General features: G+C 71.0%; 16 protein-coding genes. 9 read left to right on the top strand and 7 right to left on the bottom strand.

Translation table 11 applies throughout. The features are described from left to right. The first annotated feature begins 4 nt into the window (after window positions 1–4). From F4556_RS27655 to F4556_RS27645, 3 genes are all read left to right on the top strand, one after another. Window positions 5–802 carry a thiazole synthase gene (locus F4556_RS27655; RefSeq protein ID WP_184920705.1) on the top strand — a complete coding sequence of 266 codons (798 nt, stop codon included), beginning with the start codon at window positions 5–7 and terminating at the stop codon, window positions 800–802. Window positions 803–830: 28 nt separating this feature from the next. After that, window positions 831–1,574 carry an endonuclease/exonuclease/phosphatase family protein gene (locus F4556_RS27650; protein ID WP_184925264.1) on the top strand — a complete coding sequence of 248 codons (744 nt, stop codon included), beginning with the start codon at window positions 831–833 and terminating at the stop codon, window positions 1,572–1,574. A 72-nt stretch (window positions 1,575–1,646) separates the two neighbouring features. Then, window positions 1,647–2,822: a low temperature requirement protein A gene (locus F4556_RS27645; protein WP_184920703.1), complete on the top strand. Its 1,176-nt coding sequence runs from the start codon at window positions 1,647–1,649 to the stop codon at window positions 2,820–2,822. A gap of 7 nt (window positions 2,823–2,829) precedes the next feature. On the opposite strand, the gene F4556_RS27640 is transcribed toward F4556_RS27645, so the two are convergent. Both F4556_RS27640 and F4556_RS27635 read right to left on the bottom strand, forming a co-directional pair. Beyond that, window positions 2,830–3,411, bottom strand: a complete 582-nt coding sequence (locus F4556_RS27640; RefSeq protein WP_246511102.1) for a hypothetical protein — start codon at window positions 3,409–3,411, stop codon at window positions 2,830–2,832. A gap of 16 nt (window positions 3,412–3,427) precedes the next feature. Beyond that, complete coding sequence (locus F4556_RS27635; protein ID WP_184920700.1) at window positions 3,428–4,228, bottom strand: alpha/beta hydrolase; 801 nt, start codon at window positions 4,226–4,228, stop codon at window positions 3,428–3,430. 190 nt (window positions 4,229–4,418) lie between these two features. Between F4556_RS27635 and F4556_RS27630 the strand changes: the two genes are divergently transcribed. From F4556_RS27630 to F4556_RS27620, 3 genes are all read left to right on the top strand, one after another. Next, complete coding sequence (locus F4556_RS27630) at window positions 4,419–5,234, top strand: lysophospholipid acyltransferase family protein (protein ID WP_376775750.1); 816 nt, start codon at window positions 4,419–4,421, stop codon at window positions 5,232–5,234. Window positions 5,235–5,251: 17 nt separating this feature from the next. Further along, complete coding sequence (gene macS, locus F4556_RS27625; protein WP_246511101.1) at window positions 5,252–6,409, top strand: MacS family sensor histidine kinase; 1,158 nt, start codon at window positions 5,252–5,254, stop codon at window positions 6,407–6,409. 63 nt (window positions 6,410–6,472) lie between these two features. Continuing rightward, window positions 6,473–7,126, top strand: a complete 654-nt coding sequence (locus F4556_RS27620) for a response regulator (RefSeq protein ID WP_184920698.1) — start codon at window positions 6,473–6,475, stop codon at window positions 7,124–7,126. 12 nt (window positions 7,127–7,138) lie between these two features. Here F4556_RS27620 and F4556_RS39205 read toward each other — a convergent pair whose 3' ends face one another. From F4556_RS39205 to F4556_RS27600, 4 genes are all read right to left on the bottom strand, one after another. After that, a complete protein-coding gene (locus F4556_RS39205) occupies window positions 7,139–8,179 on the bottom strand; it encodes a transglycosylase family protein (protein ID WP_221503713.1) in 1,041 nt (346 codons plus the stop codon). A gap of 78 nt (window positions 8,180–8,257) precedes the next feature. After that, window positions 8,258–9,475, bottom strand: a complete 1,218-nt coding sequence (locus F4556_RS38530) for an NlpC/P60 family protein (RefSeq protein WP_246511100.1) — start codon at window positions 9,473–9,475, stop codon at window positions 8,258–8,260. A gap of 123 nt (window positions 9,476–9,598) precedes the next feature. Continuing rightward, window positions 9,599–9,751, bottom strand: a complete 153-nt coding sequence (locus F4556_RS27605) for a hypothetical protein (RefSeq protein ID WP_184920696.1) — start codon at window positions 9,749–9,751, stop codon at window positions 9,599–9,601. Window positions 9,752–9,892: 141 nt separating this feature from the next. After that, on the bottom strand, window positions 9,893–10,249 hold the full coding sequence (locus tag F4556_RS27600; protein WP_184920694.1) for a hypothetical protein: 357 nt from the start codon (window positions 10,247–10,249) through the stop codon (window positions 9,893–9,895). 149 nt (window positions 10,250–10,398) lie between these two features. On the opposite strand from F4556_RS27600, the gene F4556_RS39200 reads away from it, so the two are divergent. Together F4556_RS39200 and F4556_RS27590 are read left to right on the top strand one after the other, a co-directional pair. Further along, window positions 10,399–11,394: a helix-turn-helix domain-containing protein gene (locus tag F4556_RS39200; RefSeq protein ID WP_184920692.1), complete on the top strand. Its 996-nt coding sequence runs from the start codon at window positions 10,399–10,401 to the stop codon at window positions 11,392–11,394. A gap of 211 nt (window positions 11,395–11,605) precedes the next feature. Continuing rightward, the gene (locus tag F4556_RS27590; protein WP_184920690.1) at window positions 11,606–12,964 is read left to right on the top strand and encodes an FG-GAP repeat domain-containing protein; all 1,359 of its coding nucleotides are present in this window, start codon (window positions 11,606–11,608) and stop codon (window positions 12,962–12,964) included. A 62-nt stretch (window positions 12,965–13,026) separates the two neighbouring features. On the opposite strand, the gene F4556_RS27585 is transcribed toward F4556_RS27590, so the two are convergent. Continuing rightward, complete coding sequence (locus F4556_RS27585; RefSeq protein WP_184920689.1) at window positions 13,027–15,033, bottom strand: anthranilate synthase family protein; 2,007 nt, start codon at window positions 15,031–15,033, stop codon at window positions 13,027–13,029. A gap of 230 nt (window positions 15,034–15,263) precedes the next feature. Between F4556_RS27585 and F4556_RS27580 the strand changes: the two genes are divergently transcribed. After that, on the top strand, window positions 15,264–16,598 hold the full coding sequence (locus tag F4556_RS27580; RefSeq protein ID WP_184920687.1) for a class II 3-deoxy-7-phosphoheptulonate synthase: 1,335 nt from the start codon (window positions 15,264–15,266) through the stop codon (window positions 16,596–16,598). Window positions 16,599–16,675 lie beyond the last annotated feature (77 nt).

The raw sequence follows: 16,675 nt of genomic DNA, 5'->3' as shown, positions 1-16,675 counted from the left end.
CGCCATGGCCGACGACACCCTCACCATCGCCGGGGTCACCTTCCACTCCCGGCTGATCATGGGCACCGGCGGTGCCCCCAGCCTGGAGGTCCTGGAGCAGGCGCTCCGGGTCTCCGGCACCGAGCTCACCACCGTCGCGATGCGCCGGGTCGACCCCGGCACCCAGGGCTCGGTGCTGGACGTGCTGACCCGCAACAACATCCGGGTGCTTCCCAACACGGCCGGCTGCTACACCGCCGGGGAGGCCGTGCTGACCGCCCGGCTGGCCCGCGAGGCACTCGGCACCGACTGGGTGAAGCTGGAGGTGATCGCCGACGAGCGGACCCTGCTGCCCGACCCGATCGAGCTGCTGGACGCCGCCGAGACCCTGGTCGACGACGGCTTCACGGTGCTCCCGTACACCAACGACGACCCGGTGCTGGCCCGCAAGCTGGAGGACGTCGGCTGCGCGGCGATCATGCCGCTCGGTTCGCCGATCGGCTCCGGCCTGGGCATCCGCAACCCGCACAACTTCCAGCTGATCGTGGCGAGCGCGGGCGTCCCGGTGATCCTGGACGCGGGCGCGGGCACCGCCTCCGACGTGGCGCTGGCGATGGAGCTGGGCTGTTCGGCGGTGATGCTGGCCTCCGCCGTGACCCGGGCCCAGGAGCCGGTCCTGATGGCCGACGCGATGCGCCGCGCCACCGAGGCCGGCCGACTCGCCTTCCGGGCCGGCCGCATCCCGCGCCGCTTCCACGCCGAGGCCTCCTCGGCGATGGCCGGCCGCGCCGACCTCGACACCCGCGAACGCCCCGCTTTCTGACGCCTGGTCACCTAGCATCGATCACGTGATGCAGCTCCCCGCGTCCGGAACCGAGCCCGACGGGGCGCAGGTGGTCCGGCTGCTCAGTTACAACGTCCGTTCGCTGCGGGACGACCGCGAGGCGCTGGTCCGGGTGATCCGGGCCTGCCGTCCCGACCTGATCTGCGTTCAGGAGTCGCCCCGGTACTGGCGGCCCGAGGGCCAGGCCGCCTGGCTGGCCCGGCGGACCGGCACGGTGATCCTGTCCGGCGGCGGCCGGGTCGCCGCCGGACCGCTGCTGCTCGGGCGGCTGGCGGTGGACGTCCTGGCGGTGCGGGACCGGCTGCTGCCGAAGACCCGGGGCCTGCACGCCCGCGGCTTCGCCACCGCGAAGGTCCGGATCGGGCACTCGGCACCGTTCGTGGTGACGAGCTGTCACCTGAGCCTGGACCAGGACGAGCGGCTGCGGCAGTTCGCGCTGCTCCCCGGCCAGGCCGAGCAGGGCGAACTCGCCGTGGTCGCGGGCGACTTCAACGAGCACCCGGACGGCCCCGGCTGGCAGCACCTCGCGGCGGCCTACCAGGACGGCCACGTGGTGGCCCCCTGGGGCGGCACCAACACCTCGGTACCGTCCAACCCGTACCAGCGGATCGACGCCGTCTTCGCCTCCCCCGGGGTCACCGTGCTGGCCTGCGGCGTCCCGCACGAACTCCCGGACGTCGACCCGGCCGACCTGCTGACGGCGACCGACCACCTGCCGCTGCTCGCGGTGCTCAGGCTGCCACCCGGCTAGACGGGTCAATCCCGGCGGCGCCGCCCGTGCGCCTGCCAGGCCGACCGGGCCGGTGCTCCGCACAGTGGGCGGATGAGCGAAGCAGCCGCAGCCTCGGACGCAGCGGACGAGGACGAACACCGGGCCGGCTGGTTCGAGCTCTTCTTCGACCTGGTCTTCGTGGTGACGGTCAGTGTGCTGGCGCACGGCCTGCACGGCGATCCGACGGCGAAGGACTTCCTGACCTTCCTGGTGCTGTTCTTCCCCGCCTGGTGGGCCTGGGCCAACCTGATGGTGACCGTGAACGTCTTCGGCTCCGGCAGCGGCCGGATCCGGACCGTCCTGCTGGCCGCGATGCCCGCCCTCGGCCTGATGGCGGCGGCCTCGCCCGAGGGCCTGGGCGACCGGGCCTGGGCGTACGCGCTCGGCGCCGCCTGGATCCGGCTGCTGTTCTTCGGGATCTGGTTCGCCCGGGCCCGGGAGCCGGGCAGCTCGCTGCCGTACTGGCGGCCGGTGCTCTACTGCCTGGTGCCCGCGCTGCTCTGGGCGGTGTCGGCGGCGGTGCCCAACCCCTGGCGGTTCGTGCTCTGGGGCGTGGCGGTGGCCATGGAGGTCGTCCTGCTGGTGGTGCAGAGCGGGATGACCGTGGGCTTCTACGACCGGATGACGGTCGAGCACCTGGTCGAGCGGATCGGCCTGTTCGTGGTCATCGTGCTCGGCGAGAGCGTCTTCACCACGGTGTCCGCGCTCGCCGAGCACTTCACCGGGCCCTCGGCGGCGGCCGCTCTGTTCGGTTTCCTGGTGGCCGCCGAGCTCGCCCTGATCTTCTTCACCTGGGGCACCGGCAACGCCGCCCGGGGCCTGACCCGGGCCAAGAGCGGCCACGCCACCCGGGCGATCCGGGACACCGTGATGTACCTGCCGTTCGTGCTGGTCTCCGGCATCACGGTGATCGCCGCCGCGCTCGGCACCGCCGTCGCCGAGCCGGACCACCACCTGCCCCCGGGCGCCCGCTGGGCGCTCTGCGGCGGGGTGCTGGCCTTCTACACCGCCAACGCCGCCATCTCACTGCGCTACGGCGACCACCTGGGCACCGTGCTGCGCTGGTACGTGCCCTGCCTGGTGCTGACGCCCGGGCTGTTGCTGCCCGCCACGCTGAGCCTGCCGGCCTGGGGCGCGGTGGGCTGTGCGGCGGGGCTGGTCCTGCTGCTGGCCAAGCTCTCCAAGCTCAGCCGAGGCCGGGACCACGACCGGACCCCCATCGCCTGACCACCCGTCAGACCACCGCACCGCCGTGCGGGTCCTCCGGCTCGTCCTCGTCGCGATCCTTCATCCGGGCCACCAGCGTGACGAAGCCGCCGAGGAAGGCGCTGACGCCGACCCAGGCCGGCCAGCCGGAGACCTCGCGCCAGACCAGCACGTCGAACAACAGCAGGGCCGGGCCGCCGAGCACCGCGAGCCAGGCGAACCTGGCGGTGGTGTCCATCGGCGGCAGCGGCGGCGGCTCGGGCGGGATGAAGTGGCCCTCGTCCGGGTCCTCGGCGGCCACGTAGTTCCGCGGGTCGGCGGCCGCACCGGCGGCCGGGCGCGGGCGGGGCTGCGGGGCGAAGTCGTCCAGCTCCTCCTTCGGGGCGCGCCGGACCTCCTTGGCCCGCAGGTTCTCGATCTCCGGCCACTCCGGGTTGTTGAGGTCGACCGGGTCGTCGAACTGCGCCACCAGGGCGGCGAAGATCGCGTCCTGCTCGGCCTGGCTGCCCCCCACCGGGCGGCGCGCGGGCGCGTCGGACTCCCCTGTCGGCTCGGGCTTGGCCCGGCCGTCCAGGGGCAGTTCCTCGTCGTCGCCCGCGGTGTTGTTCATCTGCACTGCCGGCCCTTCAGCCCAGGTGGTCCTCGGCGCTCGCGTCCGCGGCGCTCGCCTCCGCGTGGACGGCCGGGGTCAGCCGCCGGACGAAGTCGAGGCTTGCCTCGACGATCAGTCCGGCGTCGTGGTCCAGCGTGGCCACGTGGTAGCTGCGCTCGCAGAGCAGCTCGGTCACATCGGTCGAGGATATCCGGGCCAGCACCAACTCGGAGTTGGCCGGGGACACCACATGGTCCTGCGGGCTGTGCAGCAGCAGGACCGGCCGCCGTACATCGGGCAGCTCGGCCTGCACCGTCTTCCACAGTCGGGCCAGTGACCAGGCGGCATGCAGCGGCGTCCGGTCGTAGCCGAGCTCGTGCGAGCCGGGCTTGGCGATGTCGTTCGCCACCCCGGGCAGGCTCGGGACGAGGTGCCGGAGCACCGGCAACAGCACACTTGCGGGGTTGTCGGAACGCACGGACGGGTTGACGAGCACCAGTCCGGCCACCGCCGCGCCCTGCCGGGCGGTCAGCCGCAGGGCGAGCGCGCCACCCATCGAGAGGGCGCAGACGAAGACCTGGTCGCACTCGGCGGCCAGCTCCTTGAACGCTCGCTCGGCCTCGGCGTACCAGTCCTCCCAGCGGGTCAGCTGCATGTCCTGCCAGCGGGTGCCGTGGCCCGGGAGCAGCGGCACCGAGACCGAGTACCCGGCCGCGACGAACTCGTCGGCCCAGGGCCGGAGCGACTGCGGCGACCCGGTGAAGCCGTGCACGAACAGCACGCCGACCCGGCCCCCTTGGTGGCGGAACGGCTCGGCTCCGGGCAGCAACGGCATCAGCGGACTCCTTCGCGGTGCGGAGCCGCCCGGACCCTGACGGGACGTCGGCGGCGGGCTCCAGCGGCGACTTCTGGCACTGGCAGGCGAATCGTCCCATGGTCGGCGGCGACTCGTACAGCCCCGCCGGTGCGTACGGGACCGGCGGGAAGCATTAGGATCGACCGGTCCGCACAACAGGAGGCCCCGGTTGTTCTACCGACTGATGAAGATGATCGTCGCACCGCTGCTGCGGATCTTCTTCCGGCCTTGGATCGAGGGTGCCGACAACATCCCCGACGACGGCCCCGCGATCATCGCGAGCAACCACCTGTCGTTCTCCGACTCGTTCTTCCTGCCTGCCCTGATGAAGCGTCGGGTGACCTTCATCGCCAAGGCGGAGTACTTCAACACCCCGGGCCTCAAGGGCAAGCTGACCGCCGCCTTCTTCAAGGGCGTCGGGCAGCTTCCGGTGGACCGTTCGGGCGTCCGGGGCGCCGGTGAGGCCGCGATCCGCAGCGCCGTCGCCGTGATCGAGCGGGGCGAGCTGTTCGGGGTCTACCCCGAGGGCACCCGCTCCCCCGACGGCAAGCTCTACCGGGGCAAGGTCGGCGGCCTGGCCCGGGTCGCGCTGGCCACCGGCGCGCCGGTGATCCCGGTCGCGATGATCGACACCGAGAAGGTCCAGCCGCCCGGCCAGGTGGTGCCGAACTTCGGCGTCCGCCCCGGCATCCGGATCGGCCGCCCGCTCGACTTCTCCCGCTACCACGGCATGGAGAACGACCGCTTCATCCTCCGTTCAGTGACGGACGAGGTGATGTACGAGATCATGCGGCTGTCCGGCCAGGAGTACGTCGACATCTACGCGACCGCCGCCAAGCGGCAGATCGCCGAGGACAAGAAGCGCACCGACGCCGAGCGCAAGGCCGAGCAGAAGGCGATCAAGGCGCAGCAGGAGGCCGAGAAGAAGGCCGCCGAGGCCGAGGCCGCCGCCCAGGCCGAGAAGGACGCCTCGACCGAGCAGTAGCAGTGACTGGGGGAACGATGGCCGATCACCGGCCGGGGTACGGCGGCACACTGGCCGCCGGCGGCATGTCGGTCGAGCTGCCGCTCTGGCGGGCCATCTCCTTCTTCCGGGTGATGGCCCTGGCGTACGCGATCCTCCGGTACTTCGGCTCGTTCCACGACTTCCTGCACCCGGTCTCCGGCTGGATCTTCTTCGGCGCGCTGACCCTCTGGACGCTGGCCAGTTCCCGGTCCTTCGCCGGTCCGCAGCGCTGCACCTGGTACGTGCTGGCCACCGACCTGGCCTTCGCGGTGACCGGCATCGTGATGAGCGGCCTGATCGACACCGCCGCCCGGATCCACGCCGGCGCCCCCACCCTGCCGACCATCTGGGCGGCGGGCAGCGTCCTCGGCTTCGCCGGCAAGGGCGGCTGGCGCTGGGCGGCCTTCGCCGGGGCGGTGGTCGGGGTGGCCAACATCGCCGGGCACGGCGGGATCACCCCGGACAACCTGCACAACATCGTGCTGCTGATGCTCGCGGGCTGCGCCATCGGCTACGTGATCGAACTGGCCCGGGCCAGCGAGGCCGCACTCACCCGGGCGCTCCAGGTCGAGGCCGCCACCCGGGAGCGCGAGCGGCTCTCCCGGGACATCCACGACGGGGTGCTCCAGGTGCTCGCGCTGGTCCAGCGCCGGGAGGGCGACCTCGGCGAGCTGGGCCGGCTGGCGGGCGAACAGGAACGCGCCCTGCGCACCCTGATGACGGGCGGTCAGCCGGCCACCGCCGCCCCGGACGGTGAACAGGATCTGCTCCCCCTCCTCGGCCGCTACACCGACGACCGGATCACCCTCTCCGCCCCGGCCACCCCCGTCCGGCTGCCGGGCCAGGCGGCCACCGAACTCTCCGCCGCCGTCGGCGCCGCCGTGGACAACGTCCGCCGCCACGCGGGCGGTTCGGCCCGGGCCTGGATCCTGGTCGAGGACGAACCGGAGGCGGTCACCGTGAGCATCCGGGACGACGGCCCCGGCTACCCGGCCGGACGGCTGGCCGAGGCGGAGCGGGCCGGCCGGCTCGGCGTCTCGCAGTCCATCCGGGGCCGGCTGCTGGACCTGGGCGGCACCGCCGAGCTCTACTCCGCCCCGGGCGAGGGCGTCGAGATCGAACTCCGGGTACCCCGCGCCCACCTGGCCGGATAGGCTCGCGCCCGCCGCCTCCCCCGGAGGGTCCGAGCGGCAACCTTCGAGAGACCGGGAGGCCTGATGGACGGTCAGGTACGGATCATGGTGGTCGACGACCACCCGATGTGGCGCGAGGCGGTCTCCCGGGACCTGGCCGAGGCCGGCTTCGACGTGGTCGCCACCGCCGGGGACGGCGAGGAGGCGGTCCGCCGGGCCCGGGCCAGCACCCCCCAGGTGATCGTGCTCGACCTCAACCTGCCCACCCTGCCCGGCGTGGAGGTCTGCCGCCAGGCCGTCGCCCAGGACCCGACCGTCCGGGTCCTGGTGCTCTCCGCCAGCGGCGAGCACGCCGACGTCCTGGAGGCGGTGAAGTCCGGCGCCACCGGCTACCTGCTCAAATCCGCGCACCGGGACGAACTGATCGACGCCGTCCGCCGCACCGCCCTCGGCGAAGCGGTCTTCACCCCCGGCCTGGCCGGCCTGGTGCTCGGCGAGTTCCGCCGTCTGGCCACCGGCCCGTCCGCCCCCTCGGCCCCCCAGCTCACCACCCGGGAGACCGAGGTCCTGCGCCTGGTCGCCAAGGGACTGTCGTACCGTCAGATCGCCGACCGCCTGGTGCTCTCCCACCGCACGGTCCAGAACCACGTACAGAACACCCTCGGCAAACTCCAGCTCCACAACCGCGTCGAACTGGTCCGCTACGCGATCGAACAGGGCCTGGACGACACGCTCTGACCCCTGGTCAGGTCACCAGGCGCCGGTGATCGGGGCGTCGCCCGGGCTGCCGTACACGAAGCTGGTCGCGGCGTTGACGTTGTCGTTGGACAGGTAGAACTTCGACGTGGCGGGGTCGTAAGCACCCACGGTGGAGGTGCCGTTGGCGTCCCAGTCACCGGTGATCGGCAGCCAGCCCGGGTTGCCGAACTTCGAGACCTTGTAGGTGCCGCCGGAGAGGTCGCCCTGGTAGAAGGTCTGGTTGTCCGGGTGGTAGACGCCGACCTCGTCCTTGTTGTCCCCGTTCCAGTCGCCGGTGACCGGGAGATCGCCCGGGCTGCCGTAGACGAAGCTGGTGGCGAGCGTGCTGTTGTCGTTGGTCAGGTAGAACTTGGACGTCGATGGGTCGAAGGCACCGATGCTGTCCTTGCCGTCACCGTTCCAGTCCCCGGCAATGGGCACCCAGTTGGGGTTGCCGAACTTCACCGAAACGGCTGCCGACGCATTGTCGTTCGACAGGTAGAACGTCCCCGTCGCCGCGTCGTACGCACCGATGCTCGCCCCGTTGACACCGTCCCAGTTACCGGTCAACGGCTTCCAGCCCGGGTTCCCGAACACCGCCGAAGCGACCGTCCCACCGGCGTTGTTGCCCAGGTAGAACGCCTGCGTCTGCGGGTGGTACACACCGACGCGGGTCACCGCGGTGGGGTACGGGTCGGCATGATCGGTCGCCAGTCCGGTGCCCGGGGCGCAGCTCCAGGCACCCGCGCCCTGGTCGGCGAGGATCTTCTCGGCTATCAGGATCTGCTGCTGCTTGGTCGCCAGGTCGGGGCGGGCGGCGTAGCTGGTGCCCCCGTAGTACTGCCAGTTGTGCAGACTGATCTGCAAGCCGCCGTAGTAGGTGTTGTTGGTGTTGATGTTCCAGACGCCACCGCTCTCGCACTGGGCCACCTTGTCCCAGGTCGCGACCGAGGCGGCCTGCGCCGGGGACTGGGCCGCCAGCATCAGACCCGCCACCGCGGCGACGGCGAGCGGACGGGACAGGGCGGTGACGGCATTGGCGGTACGGGACATCGGTACTGACTCCTCGCAAGGAGCTGCCGGGTGGCGGCACGTCAGCCACCCGGCAGCGGGGAAGGAAGGGGGAACGGACTACCAGGCGCCGGTGATCGGGACGTCGCCCGGGCTGCCGTAGACGAAGCTGGTCGCGGCGTTCAGGTTGTCGTTGGACAGGTAGAACTTCGACGTGGCCGGGTCGTACGCACCCACGGTGGAGGTGCCGTTGGCGTCCCAGTCGCCGGTGATCGGCAGCCAGCCCGGGTTGCCGAAGGCCGTCACGGCGTAGGTGCCGCCGGAGATGTCACCGAGGTAGAAGGTCTGGTTGCCGGGGTGGTAGACACCGACCTCGTCGGCACCGTCGCCGTTCCAGTCACCGGCCACCGGAACGTCGTTCGGGCTGCCGTAGACGAAGCTGGTCGCCAGCGTGCTGTTGTCGTTGGACAGGTAGAACTTCGACGTCGACGGGTCATACGCCCCGATGGTGTCCTTGCCGTCCTTGTTCCAGTCGCCGGCGATGGGCACCCAGTTGGGGTTGCCGAACTTCACCGAAACAGCCGCCGACGCATTGTCGTTGGAGAGGTAGAACGTCCCCGTCGCCGCGTCGTACGCCCCGATGCTCGCCGAGCCGACACCGTCCCAGTTGCCCGTCAACGGCTTCCACCCAGGGTTCCCGAACATCGCCGACCCAACAGTCCCACCGGCGTTGTTGCCCTCGTAGAACACCTGCGTCTGCGGGTGGTACACACCGGTGCGGGTCGCGGTGTCCTCGATGACCTTGTTGTAGCGCAGGGCCTTGTAGTCGCCGTTGGGGTGCGAGTCGAAGGTGGCGGCGTTGATGGACATCCCGGTGACGTGCTTCACCGGAGTGGAACCGAAGGCGTAGTAGGAGAACTTGGTGTGCGCGGCGTCATCCCACTGGTCGAACAGGATGACGTGGTCGTAGAAGCTGTTGAGAATATCGCCGGGCTTCAGGTCAGCACGGGAGATCTCGTGCGAGTAGCCGGGCAGGTCCCGGGTGCTGGGGTTGGGGTTGGCGCCGAGGTGCCAGGCCATCGAGACGTAACCCGAGCAGTCGGTGCGGTAGTTGCGGCCCGAGGAGTCGGGGTAGCTGCCGCCCTGGTCGTACGTGATGGGCTTGCCCAGCCAGTACTGGGCCCGGGCGATGATCTCGCTACGGGTGATCTGACCGTCCACCGTGGAGGTCGCGGCCTGGGCCACGCTGCTGGTGAACGCGGTGGTGGCGATCGCGCCGGAGGCGGCGATGGAGGCGGCGAGAGCGATCCGGACGAGCTTGGACGCGCGAGAAGGCATGGCGGAACTCCCCTTGGAGTACGAGGTTCAGGCAAGTGAGTGGGCCGGCCGCGCGTCGGACGGCTGCCCTGCAGGAGCAGCGGTCGGCGCGGCGTAGCGGGTGGAGCGGGTGGGGCGGCTTGGTCAGCCCCAGATGAGGTCGTTGGCCGTGACCACGACGGGGGCCGGCTGGGCGGCGGTCGTGGCGGCGGTGGCGGTCCCGGCGTTGAGCGGCAGCAGGACGGCGAGGGCGATGGTGGCAACCGCGGCGGTCTTGGCGATGACGGTGCGAAGCATGATGAATCCTCAGGAGTGCGTGCGAGTCGGTGGATTCGGGCTCAGCGGTCCGCGGTGACGCTTCGTCCGGTTGCCGTCCGGGTGGTGTTCCCTGCTGGCGAGTACCAGCTTCGTCGCAGCTCAGCCTGGGTGGAAGGGCTTTCAGGTGGACGGAAACGTCCTTGGACCGTTCCGTCCAGCGAGGCCGGAAGAGGCCAGCAGTTGCTCGTAGAAGGGCACCACCATCGGTGCCGTGGACGGTTCCGCCCGCCACCCGGCGAACTGCGGTACGGCGCCCAGGGCGCGGTGGCAGAACAGGGCGACCCTGCGCTCCGCCTCCGCCAGGCTGTCGGCCAGCAGATACACCCCCAGCACCGGGGCGGGCTCGGCGCGGGGGTGGAACACGAGGTGCTCGATGCGGTCCTCGGGCCGGAGCGCGGCCTGGAAGAGCTCGCGGACCCCGTCCGGCAGCGGGCTGCCGCTGGGAGCGGGCAGGAGAGCGGTGTGCACGAGATACATGCACCGAGGGTCCCGAACTGGGCAAACGTCGTGAAGGGGATCAACCTGGACGGTTCCGGCCCAGGCCCGAAACGGCCAGCCGTTCGTCACTCTCCTGTGTAATGATCGCGTGCGCATCGAACGCAGGTTCACTACCGGGGGATGAAAACGTGCTCACCACACTCGGCCTGGACAGCACGTCCGAAGCGGTCTACCGGGCGATGCTCGCCCACCCACAGGACGGCGTGACGGCGCTGTCCGAGCGCCTGCGCCGGCCCGAGGACGAGATCCGACGCTCGCTGGACACCCTCAGTGAACTGGCCCTGCTGCGCCCCTCCGGCGAGCGGGCCGGCGCCCTGCGCGCGGTCTCCCCGGACATCGGGATGGAGATCCTGATGGCCCGTCAGCAGGCCGAACTGGCCGCCCAGCAGCTCCGCATCGAGGCGTCCCGCGCCGCCGCCGCCCAGCTCATCGCCGAGTACGCCGATCTGCGGCCCGCCACCAGCCACCCTGGTGTGGAGCAGCTGGTCGGGATCGACCAGATCCGTGACCGGCTGGCCCGGATCGGCCGTGAGCTGCGCGAGGAGGTGATGACCTTCGCCCCGGAGGGTGCCCAGAAGCCCGAGCACATCGAGAGCGCCCGCCCGCTCAACCAGGACCTGCTGGACCGCGGGGTCCGGATGCGCACCATCTACCTGGACAGCGTCCGCAACAGCCCGCACACCGTCGAGTACGTCAACTGGCTGACCGAGCGCGGCGGTCAGGTCCGGACGGTACCCACCCTGCCGACCCGGATGATCATCGCCGACCGCAGCACCGCGGTCATCCCGGTGAGCAGCGACGACACCGCGGCGGGCGCCGTGGTGCTGACCGGCCAGGGCACCATCACCGTCCTGTGCGCCCTGTTCGAGTCGGTCTGGGCCGGGGCCCAGCCGCTCGGCGAGGGCTCGGCCCCCAGCGAACTCGGGCTCAGCGCCCAGGAGTCGGCCATCATCCGGCTGCTCGCCGAGGGCCACACCGACGACGCGATCGCCAAGCGCCTCGGCGTCTCCCCCCGCACCGCCCGCCGCCTGGCCACCGACCTGATGGAGCGCCTCGGCGCCCGCAGCCGCTTCGAGGCCGGCGTCCGCGCCGTGCAGAGCGGCTGGCTCCCGAGCACTCGGTAGCCGCCCTGGTGGACGGAACGGTCCAGGGCCCGTTCCGTCCAACCGGAAGCTCTTCCAACCCCGTTGAGCTGCGACGAAGCTGGTGATCGCCGCCAGGGAGGCAGGCCGGGAACACCGGCCGAAAGCCCCCGGCGGCCGCCGGACCCGGCTGTTCCTGCAGGACAGCCGTGTCGGCCTCACTCACCCGTCTTCGCCACTCAGGGGTATCGCCATGTCTTCGAAGGTCTCCAAGCTCGTCCGGATCGCCCTCGCCGCCTCGATCGCCGCCTCCGGCGCGATCGCCACCACCGCGTTCACCACCACCGTCGCCCAGGCCGCGACCTCCACGGTGGACGGGCAGATCACCCGCAGCGAGATCATCGCCCGGGCGGACTACTGGTACCAGATCGGGGCGCCCATCACCTACACCACGACCGGTGAGACCTACCCCGACTCCTCGGGTCGGGGCTACCGCAAGGACTGCTCCGGCTACGTCTCGATGGCCTGGCACCTGAGCGACAGCCTGGACACCACCCGCCTGCCCAACGTTGCTACCGAGATCCCCCGCAGCCAGCTCAAGCCCGGCGACATCCTCAACAGCCTCGTCGACCACGTCATCCTCTTCGACAAGTGGGACGACGCCGCGCACACCACGTTCTCCTACTACTCCTTCGGCTCCAACCCGGTGAAGCACAAGACCGGCATCTCCATCAACGCCCCCTTGTTCGACTCGCACCCGAACAGCGACTACAAGGCCCTGCGCTACAACAAGGTCATCGACGACGTGGTCGCCCCCACCGCCTCCCGGGTCGACTTCAACGGTGACGGCAAGACCGACATCGCCGGCAAGCTCACCGACGGCCAGCTGCTCCAGTGGGCGGGCAACGGCAACGGCACCATCAGCAGCAGCGGCTACTCCCTGGTCCCCAGCGGCAACTTCGGCGCGGTCAGTGACCTGGTGGCCGCCGACTTCAACAACGACGGCAAGACCGACGTGGCGGGCAAGCTCTCCGACGGCCAGCTGCTGATGTGGGCGGGCAACGGCAACGGCACCGTGAGCGCCAGCGGCTACTCCATGCTGACGAGCGGCAGCTTCGGCTCGGTGAGCGGCCTGCTCGCGGCCGACTTCAACGGTGACGGCAAGGTGGACATCGCCGGCAAGCTCACCGACGGCCAGCTGCTGATGTGGCCGGGCAACGGCAACGGCACGATCAACGGTGCCGCCGGCAACTCCATGGTCTCCAGCGGCAACTTCGGCTCGGTCAGCGACATGGTGGCCGGAGACTTCAACAACGACGGCAAGGTGGACATCGCCGGCAAGCTGTCGGACGGTCAGCTGCTCCAGTGGGCGGGCAACGGCAACGGCACCGTCAGCAGCAGCGGCTACTCCATGCTGACGAGCGGCAGCTTCGGCGCGGTCAGCGACCTGGTCGCCGGGGACTTCAACAACGACGGCAAGGTGGACATCGCCGGCAAGCTGTCGGACGGTCAGCTGCTCCAGTGGGCGGGCAACGGCAACGGCACCGTCAGCAGCAGCGGCTACTCCATGCTCTCGAGCGGCAGCTTCGGCGCGGTCAGCGGCCTGCTCTGACCGATGCCCATCCCTGCGGCGCCGAGCGGACAATCCGCCCGGCGCCGCAGTGCGTCATACCTTCACACCGTCACGGCGCCCATGCCCTCCAGCAGTTCGGCGACCAGCACCACGCCCTCCCGGGTCAGCACCGACTCGGGGTGGAACTGCAGCGTGACGAAGCCGGGCCCGCGCAGCGCGTGCACGTCGGTGGAGTCGTCGGCCCGGGCCACCTCGATGCCCTCGACGGCCAGCCGGGCGGCGTCGGCGTCGGTGCAGCGGGAGGTGAAGGTGTTGTAGAAGCCGACCGTCCGGCGGGTGCCGAACAGGTCGATGTTCTCCTGGGCGCCCTGGTAGGGGACGTCCTTGCGGGCCAGCGGCAGGCCGAGCTCGGCCGAGACCAGCTGGTGGCTGAGGCAGACCGCGAGCAGCGGGGCGGTCCGGGCGCCGCTGCGGGCGGCGGCCAGTGCCTCGGCCACGATCGGCCGCAGGATCGCCATCTTGGGGTCCGCCGGGTCGGCCGGGTCGCCGGGGCCGGGGCCGAGCACCAGCGGCCCCTGATGGGCCGCCACCAGCTCGCGCAGGCCGGGGGTGTCGAAGCGCAGCACCCGCACCCGGTGGCCGAGCGAGGTGAGCAGGTGGGACAGCATCGAGGTGAAGGTGTCCTCGCCGTCCACCACCAGGGTCTCCAGCTCGGCGGTGACGGTGGCGGGCTGCTGCATCCGCAGCCAGAACGGCGCGAGCCGGGTACGCCGGGAGTCCAGCGCGGCCTGCACCCGGTGGTCGTCGGCCAGCACCGGACCACCGCGACGGGCGGTGCGGTGGGCGGGCGCCGGGCGGGCGCCGATCGCGGTGAGCACCCCGGCGGCCTTGGCGTGCGTCTCGGCCACCTCGGAGTCGGGGTCGGAGTGCCGGACCAGCGTCGCGCCGGCCCGGACCACCAGGCCGCCGGTGAGGTCGATGTCGACGGTACGGATGCAGATCGGCGAGTCGAGCTGCTGCCCGCCGCTGGCGGTGCGGCCGATCAGGGCCAGCGCGCCGGAGTAGTAGCCGCGGCCGGTGCGCTCGTAACGCTTGATCACCCGGGTGGCGTTCTGCACCGGGCTGCCGGTCACGGTGGCGGCGAACATGGTCTCCTTGAGCACCTCCCTGACGTCCAGTGAGGTCCGGCCGCGCAGCTCGTACTCGGTGTGCGCGAGGTGGGCCATCTCCTTGAGCCGGGGGCCGAGCACCTGGCCGCCGAGGTCGCCGACGGTGCACATCATCTTGAGTTCCTCGTCGACCACCATGGTGAGCTCCTCCAGCTCCTTGGGGTCGTTCAGGAAGTCCAGCAGCGAGTCGATGCCGGGGCCCGTGGCCGGGTAGCGGTACGTCCCGGAGATCGGGTTCATCACCACGGTGCCGGCGCTCTGCCGGACGTGGACCTCCGGCGAGGCACCGACCAGATAGCGCTCGCCGGTGTGCACCAGGAAGGTCCAGTACGCCCCGCGCTCCTGGTCCAGCAGGCGGTGGAAGAGGCTGAGCGGGGTGGCCGGGCCGAAGTCGTCCAGCCGGGCGGTGAAGTCCCGCCGGATCACGAAGTTGGCGCCCTCGCCCCGGCCGATCTCGTCCGCGATCACGGTCCGGACGATCTCGGCATAGGCCCGGTCGTCGATGTCGAAGGAGCCGCCGGTGAGCGAGATCGGCAGCTGCGGCAACGCGGCCAGCACCTCGGCGAGCGGGAAGGCGTACTGCTCCTCGACCCGGATCCCCTGCAACGGGGTGCCGTCGTCGTGCGCCTCGAAGCCGCGCTCGCGGATCTGCCGGTACGGGACCAGGGCGAGCAGGTCGTGCCGCCCGCCGCCGTCCGGCACACCGAGCGGCACCGGCAGGTCGGCCAGCTCCTCGTGGACGCCCGCGGTGCCGATCAGGATCTCCACGGTGTCCGGCGCGTGCCGGGGGGCGCGGCGGTGCAGCAGGGCGTACGCCGGTGCGTCGGCGGCAGAGAGGCGGTGCAGCAGCGAAGTGAGGCTGGTCACGGTTCGACTGGTCCTTCCGGGAGGCGTGCGGGATGGGATTCCGCTTCCGGGGAGGGCCGTCCGACTGTCCATACGCCGACGGCCGCCCCGAGGGGCGGCCGTCGTGTGCGTCTAGGAACGCGCGACTTGTGGACCACCCACGGGGTTGGTCCACCACCACGAGAAGGTGTGCGGTGCGTTCATGGGCCTGAGCCTAGCGGATGGGAGGGGGAGGTGAGGCTGTCCGGCGGATTGTCCATCAGGTGTCTCACCCATCGGGCGGTGCGCCCTTTTTTTCGGTGGCAACCCGTAGCCTTGACCCTGTGACCGTGACAAATCAGCACTCCTGGCAGTCCCTGCCCGCGGCGCAGCAGCCTGAATGGCCGGATCAAGAGGCGCTGCGCAAGGCTCTTGCGGACCTCGCTTCGTATCCGCCGCTCGTCTTCGCCGGCGAGTGCGACCAGCTGCGCGCCCGGCTCGGTGCCGTCGCGCGTGGTGAGGCGTTCCTGCTACAGGGCGGCGACTGCGCCGAGGCATTCGACGGCGTCTCCGCCGACCACATCCGCAACAAGTTGAAGACCCTGCTCCAGATGGCCGCCGTACTCACGTACGCGGCCTCGGTGCCGGTCGTGAAGGTCGGCCGGATCGCGGGCCAGTACTCCAAGCCGCGTTCCAAGTCGACCGAGACCCGGGATGGCGTGACCCTGCCGGTCTACCGGGGCGACTCGGTCAACGGCTTCGACTTCACTCCCGAGTCCCGGATCCCGGACCCGGAGCGCCTCAAGCGGATGTACAACGCCTCCGCGGCGACGCTCAACCTGGTCCGGGCCTTCACCACCGGTGGTTACGCCGACCTGCGCCAGGTACACGCCTGGAACCAGGACTTCGTGCGCAACTCCCCGGCCGGGCAGCGCTACGAGCAGCTGGCGCGCGAGATCGACAACGCGCTCGCCTTCATGAACGCCTGCGGGGTCGCCCCGGAGGAGTTCCGGACGGTCGAGTTCTACTCCTCGCACGAGGCCCTGGTGCTGGACTACGAGACGGCGCTGACCCGCGTCGACTCGCGCACCGGTGACCTGTACGACGTCTCGGGCCACATGGTCTGGATCGGTGAGCGCACCCGTCAGCTCGACCACGCGCACATCGAGTTCGCCTCGAAGATCCGCAACCCGATCGGCGTGAAGCTCGGCCCGACCACCTCGGTCGACGAGGCGCTCACCCTGATCGAGAAGCTCGACCCCGAGCGCGAGCCCGGCCGGCTCACCTTCATCACCCGGATGGGCGCGGGCAAGATCCGCGAGCACCTGCCCACCCTGGTGGAGAAGGTCACCGCCTCCGGCGCCCAGCCGGTGTGGATCTGCGACCCGATGCACGGCAACACCTTCGAGGCCTCCAGCGGTCACAAGACCCGCAGCTTCGACGACGTGCTCGACGAGGTCCAGGGCTTCTTCGAGGTGCACCGCGGCCTCGGCACCCACCCGGGCGGCATCCACGTCGAGCTCACCGGTGACGACGTCACCGAGTGCGTCGGCGGCGGCGACGAGGTGCTGGTCGACGACCTGCACCAGCGCTACGAGACGGCCTGCGACCCGCGGCTGAACCGGAGCCAGTCGCTGGACCTGGCCTTCCAGGTGGCCGAGCTGTACCGGGGTCACTGACCCCCGATGTGACGAAGGCCCCTCCGCTTTCCGGATGACGGAACGCGGAGGGGCTTTTTCGTGCCCGCATTATTGGG

The organism is Kitasatospora gansuensis (genome assembly GCF_014203705.1).
GTDB classification, from domain to species: Bacteria; Actinomycetota; Actinomycetes; order Streptomycetales; family Streptomycetaceae; genus Kitasatospora; species Kitasatospora gansuensis.
Note: the sequence above shows the minus strand (reverse complement) of the source record. Positions and strands in the feature narration are given on the sequence as shown.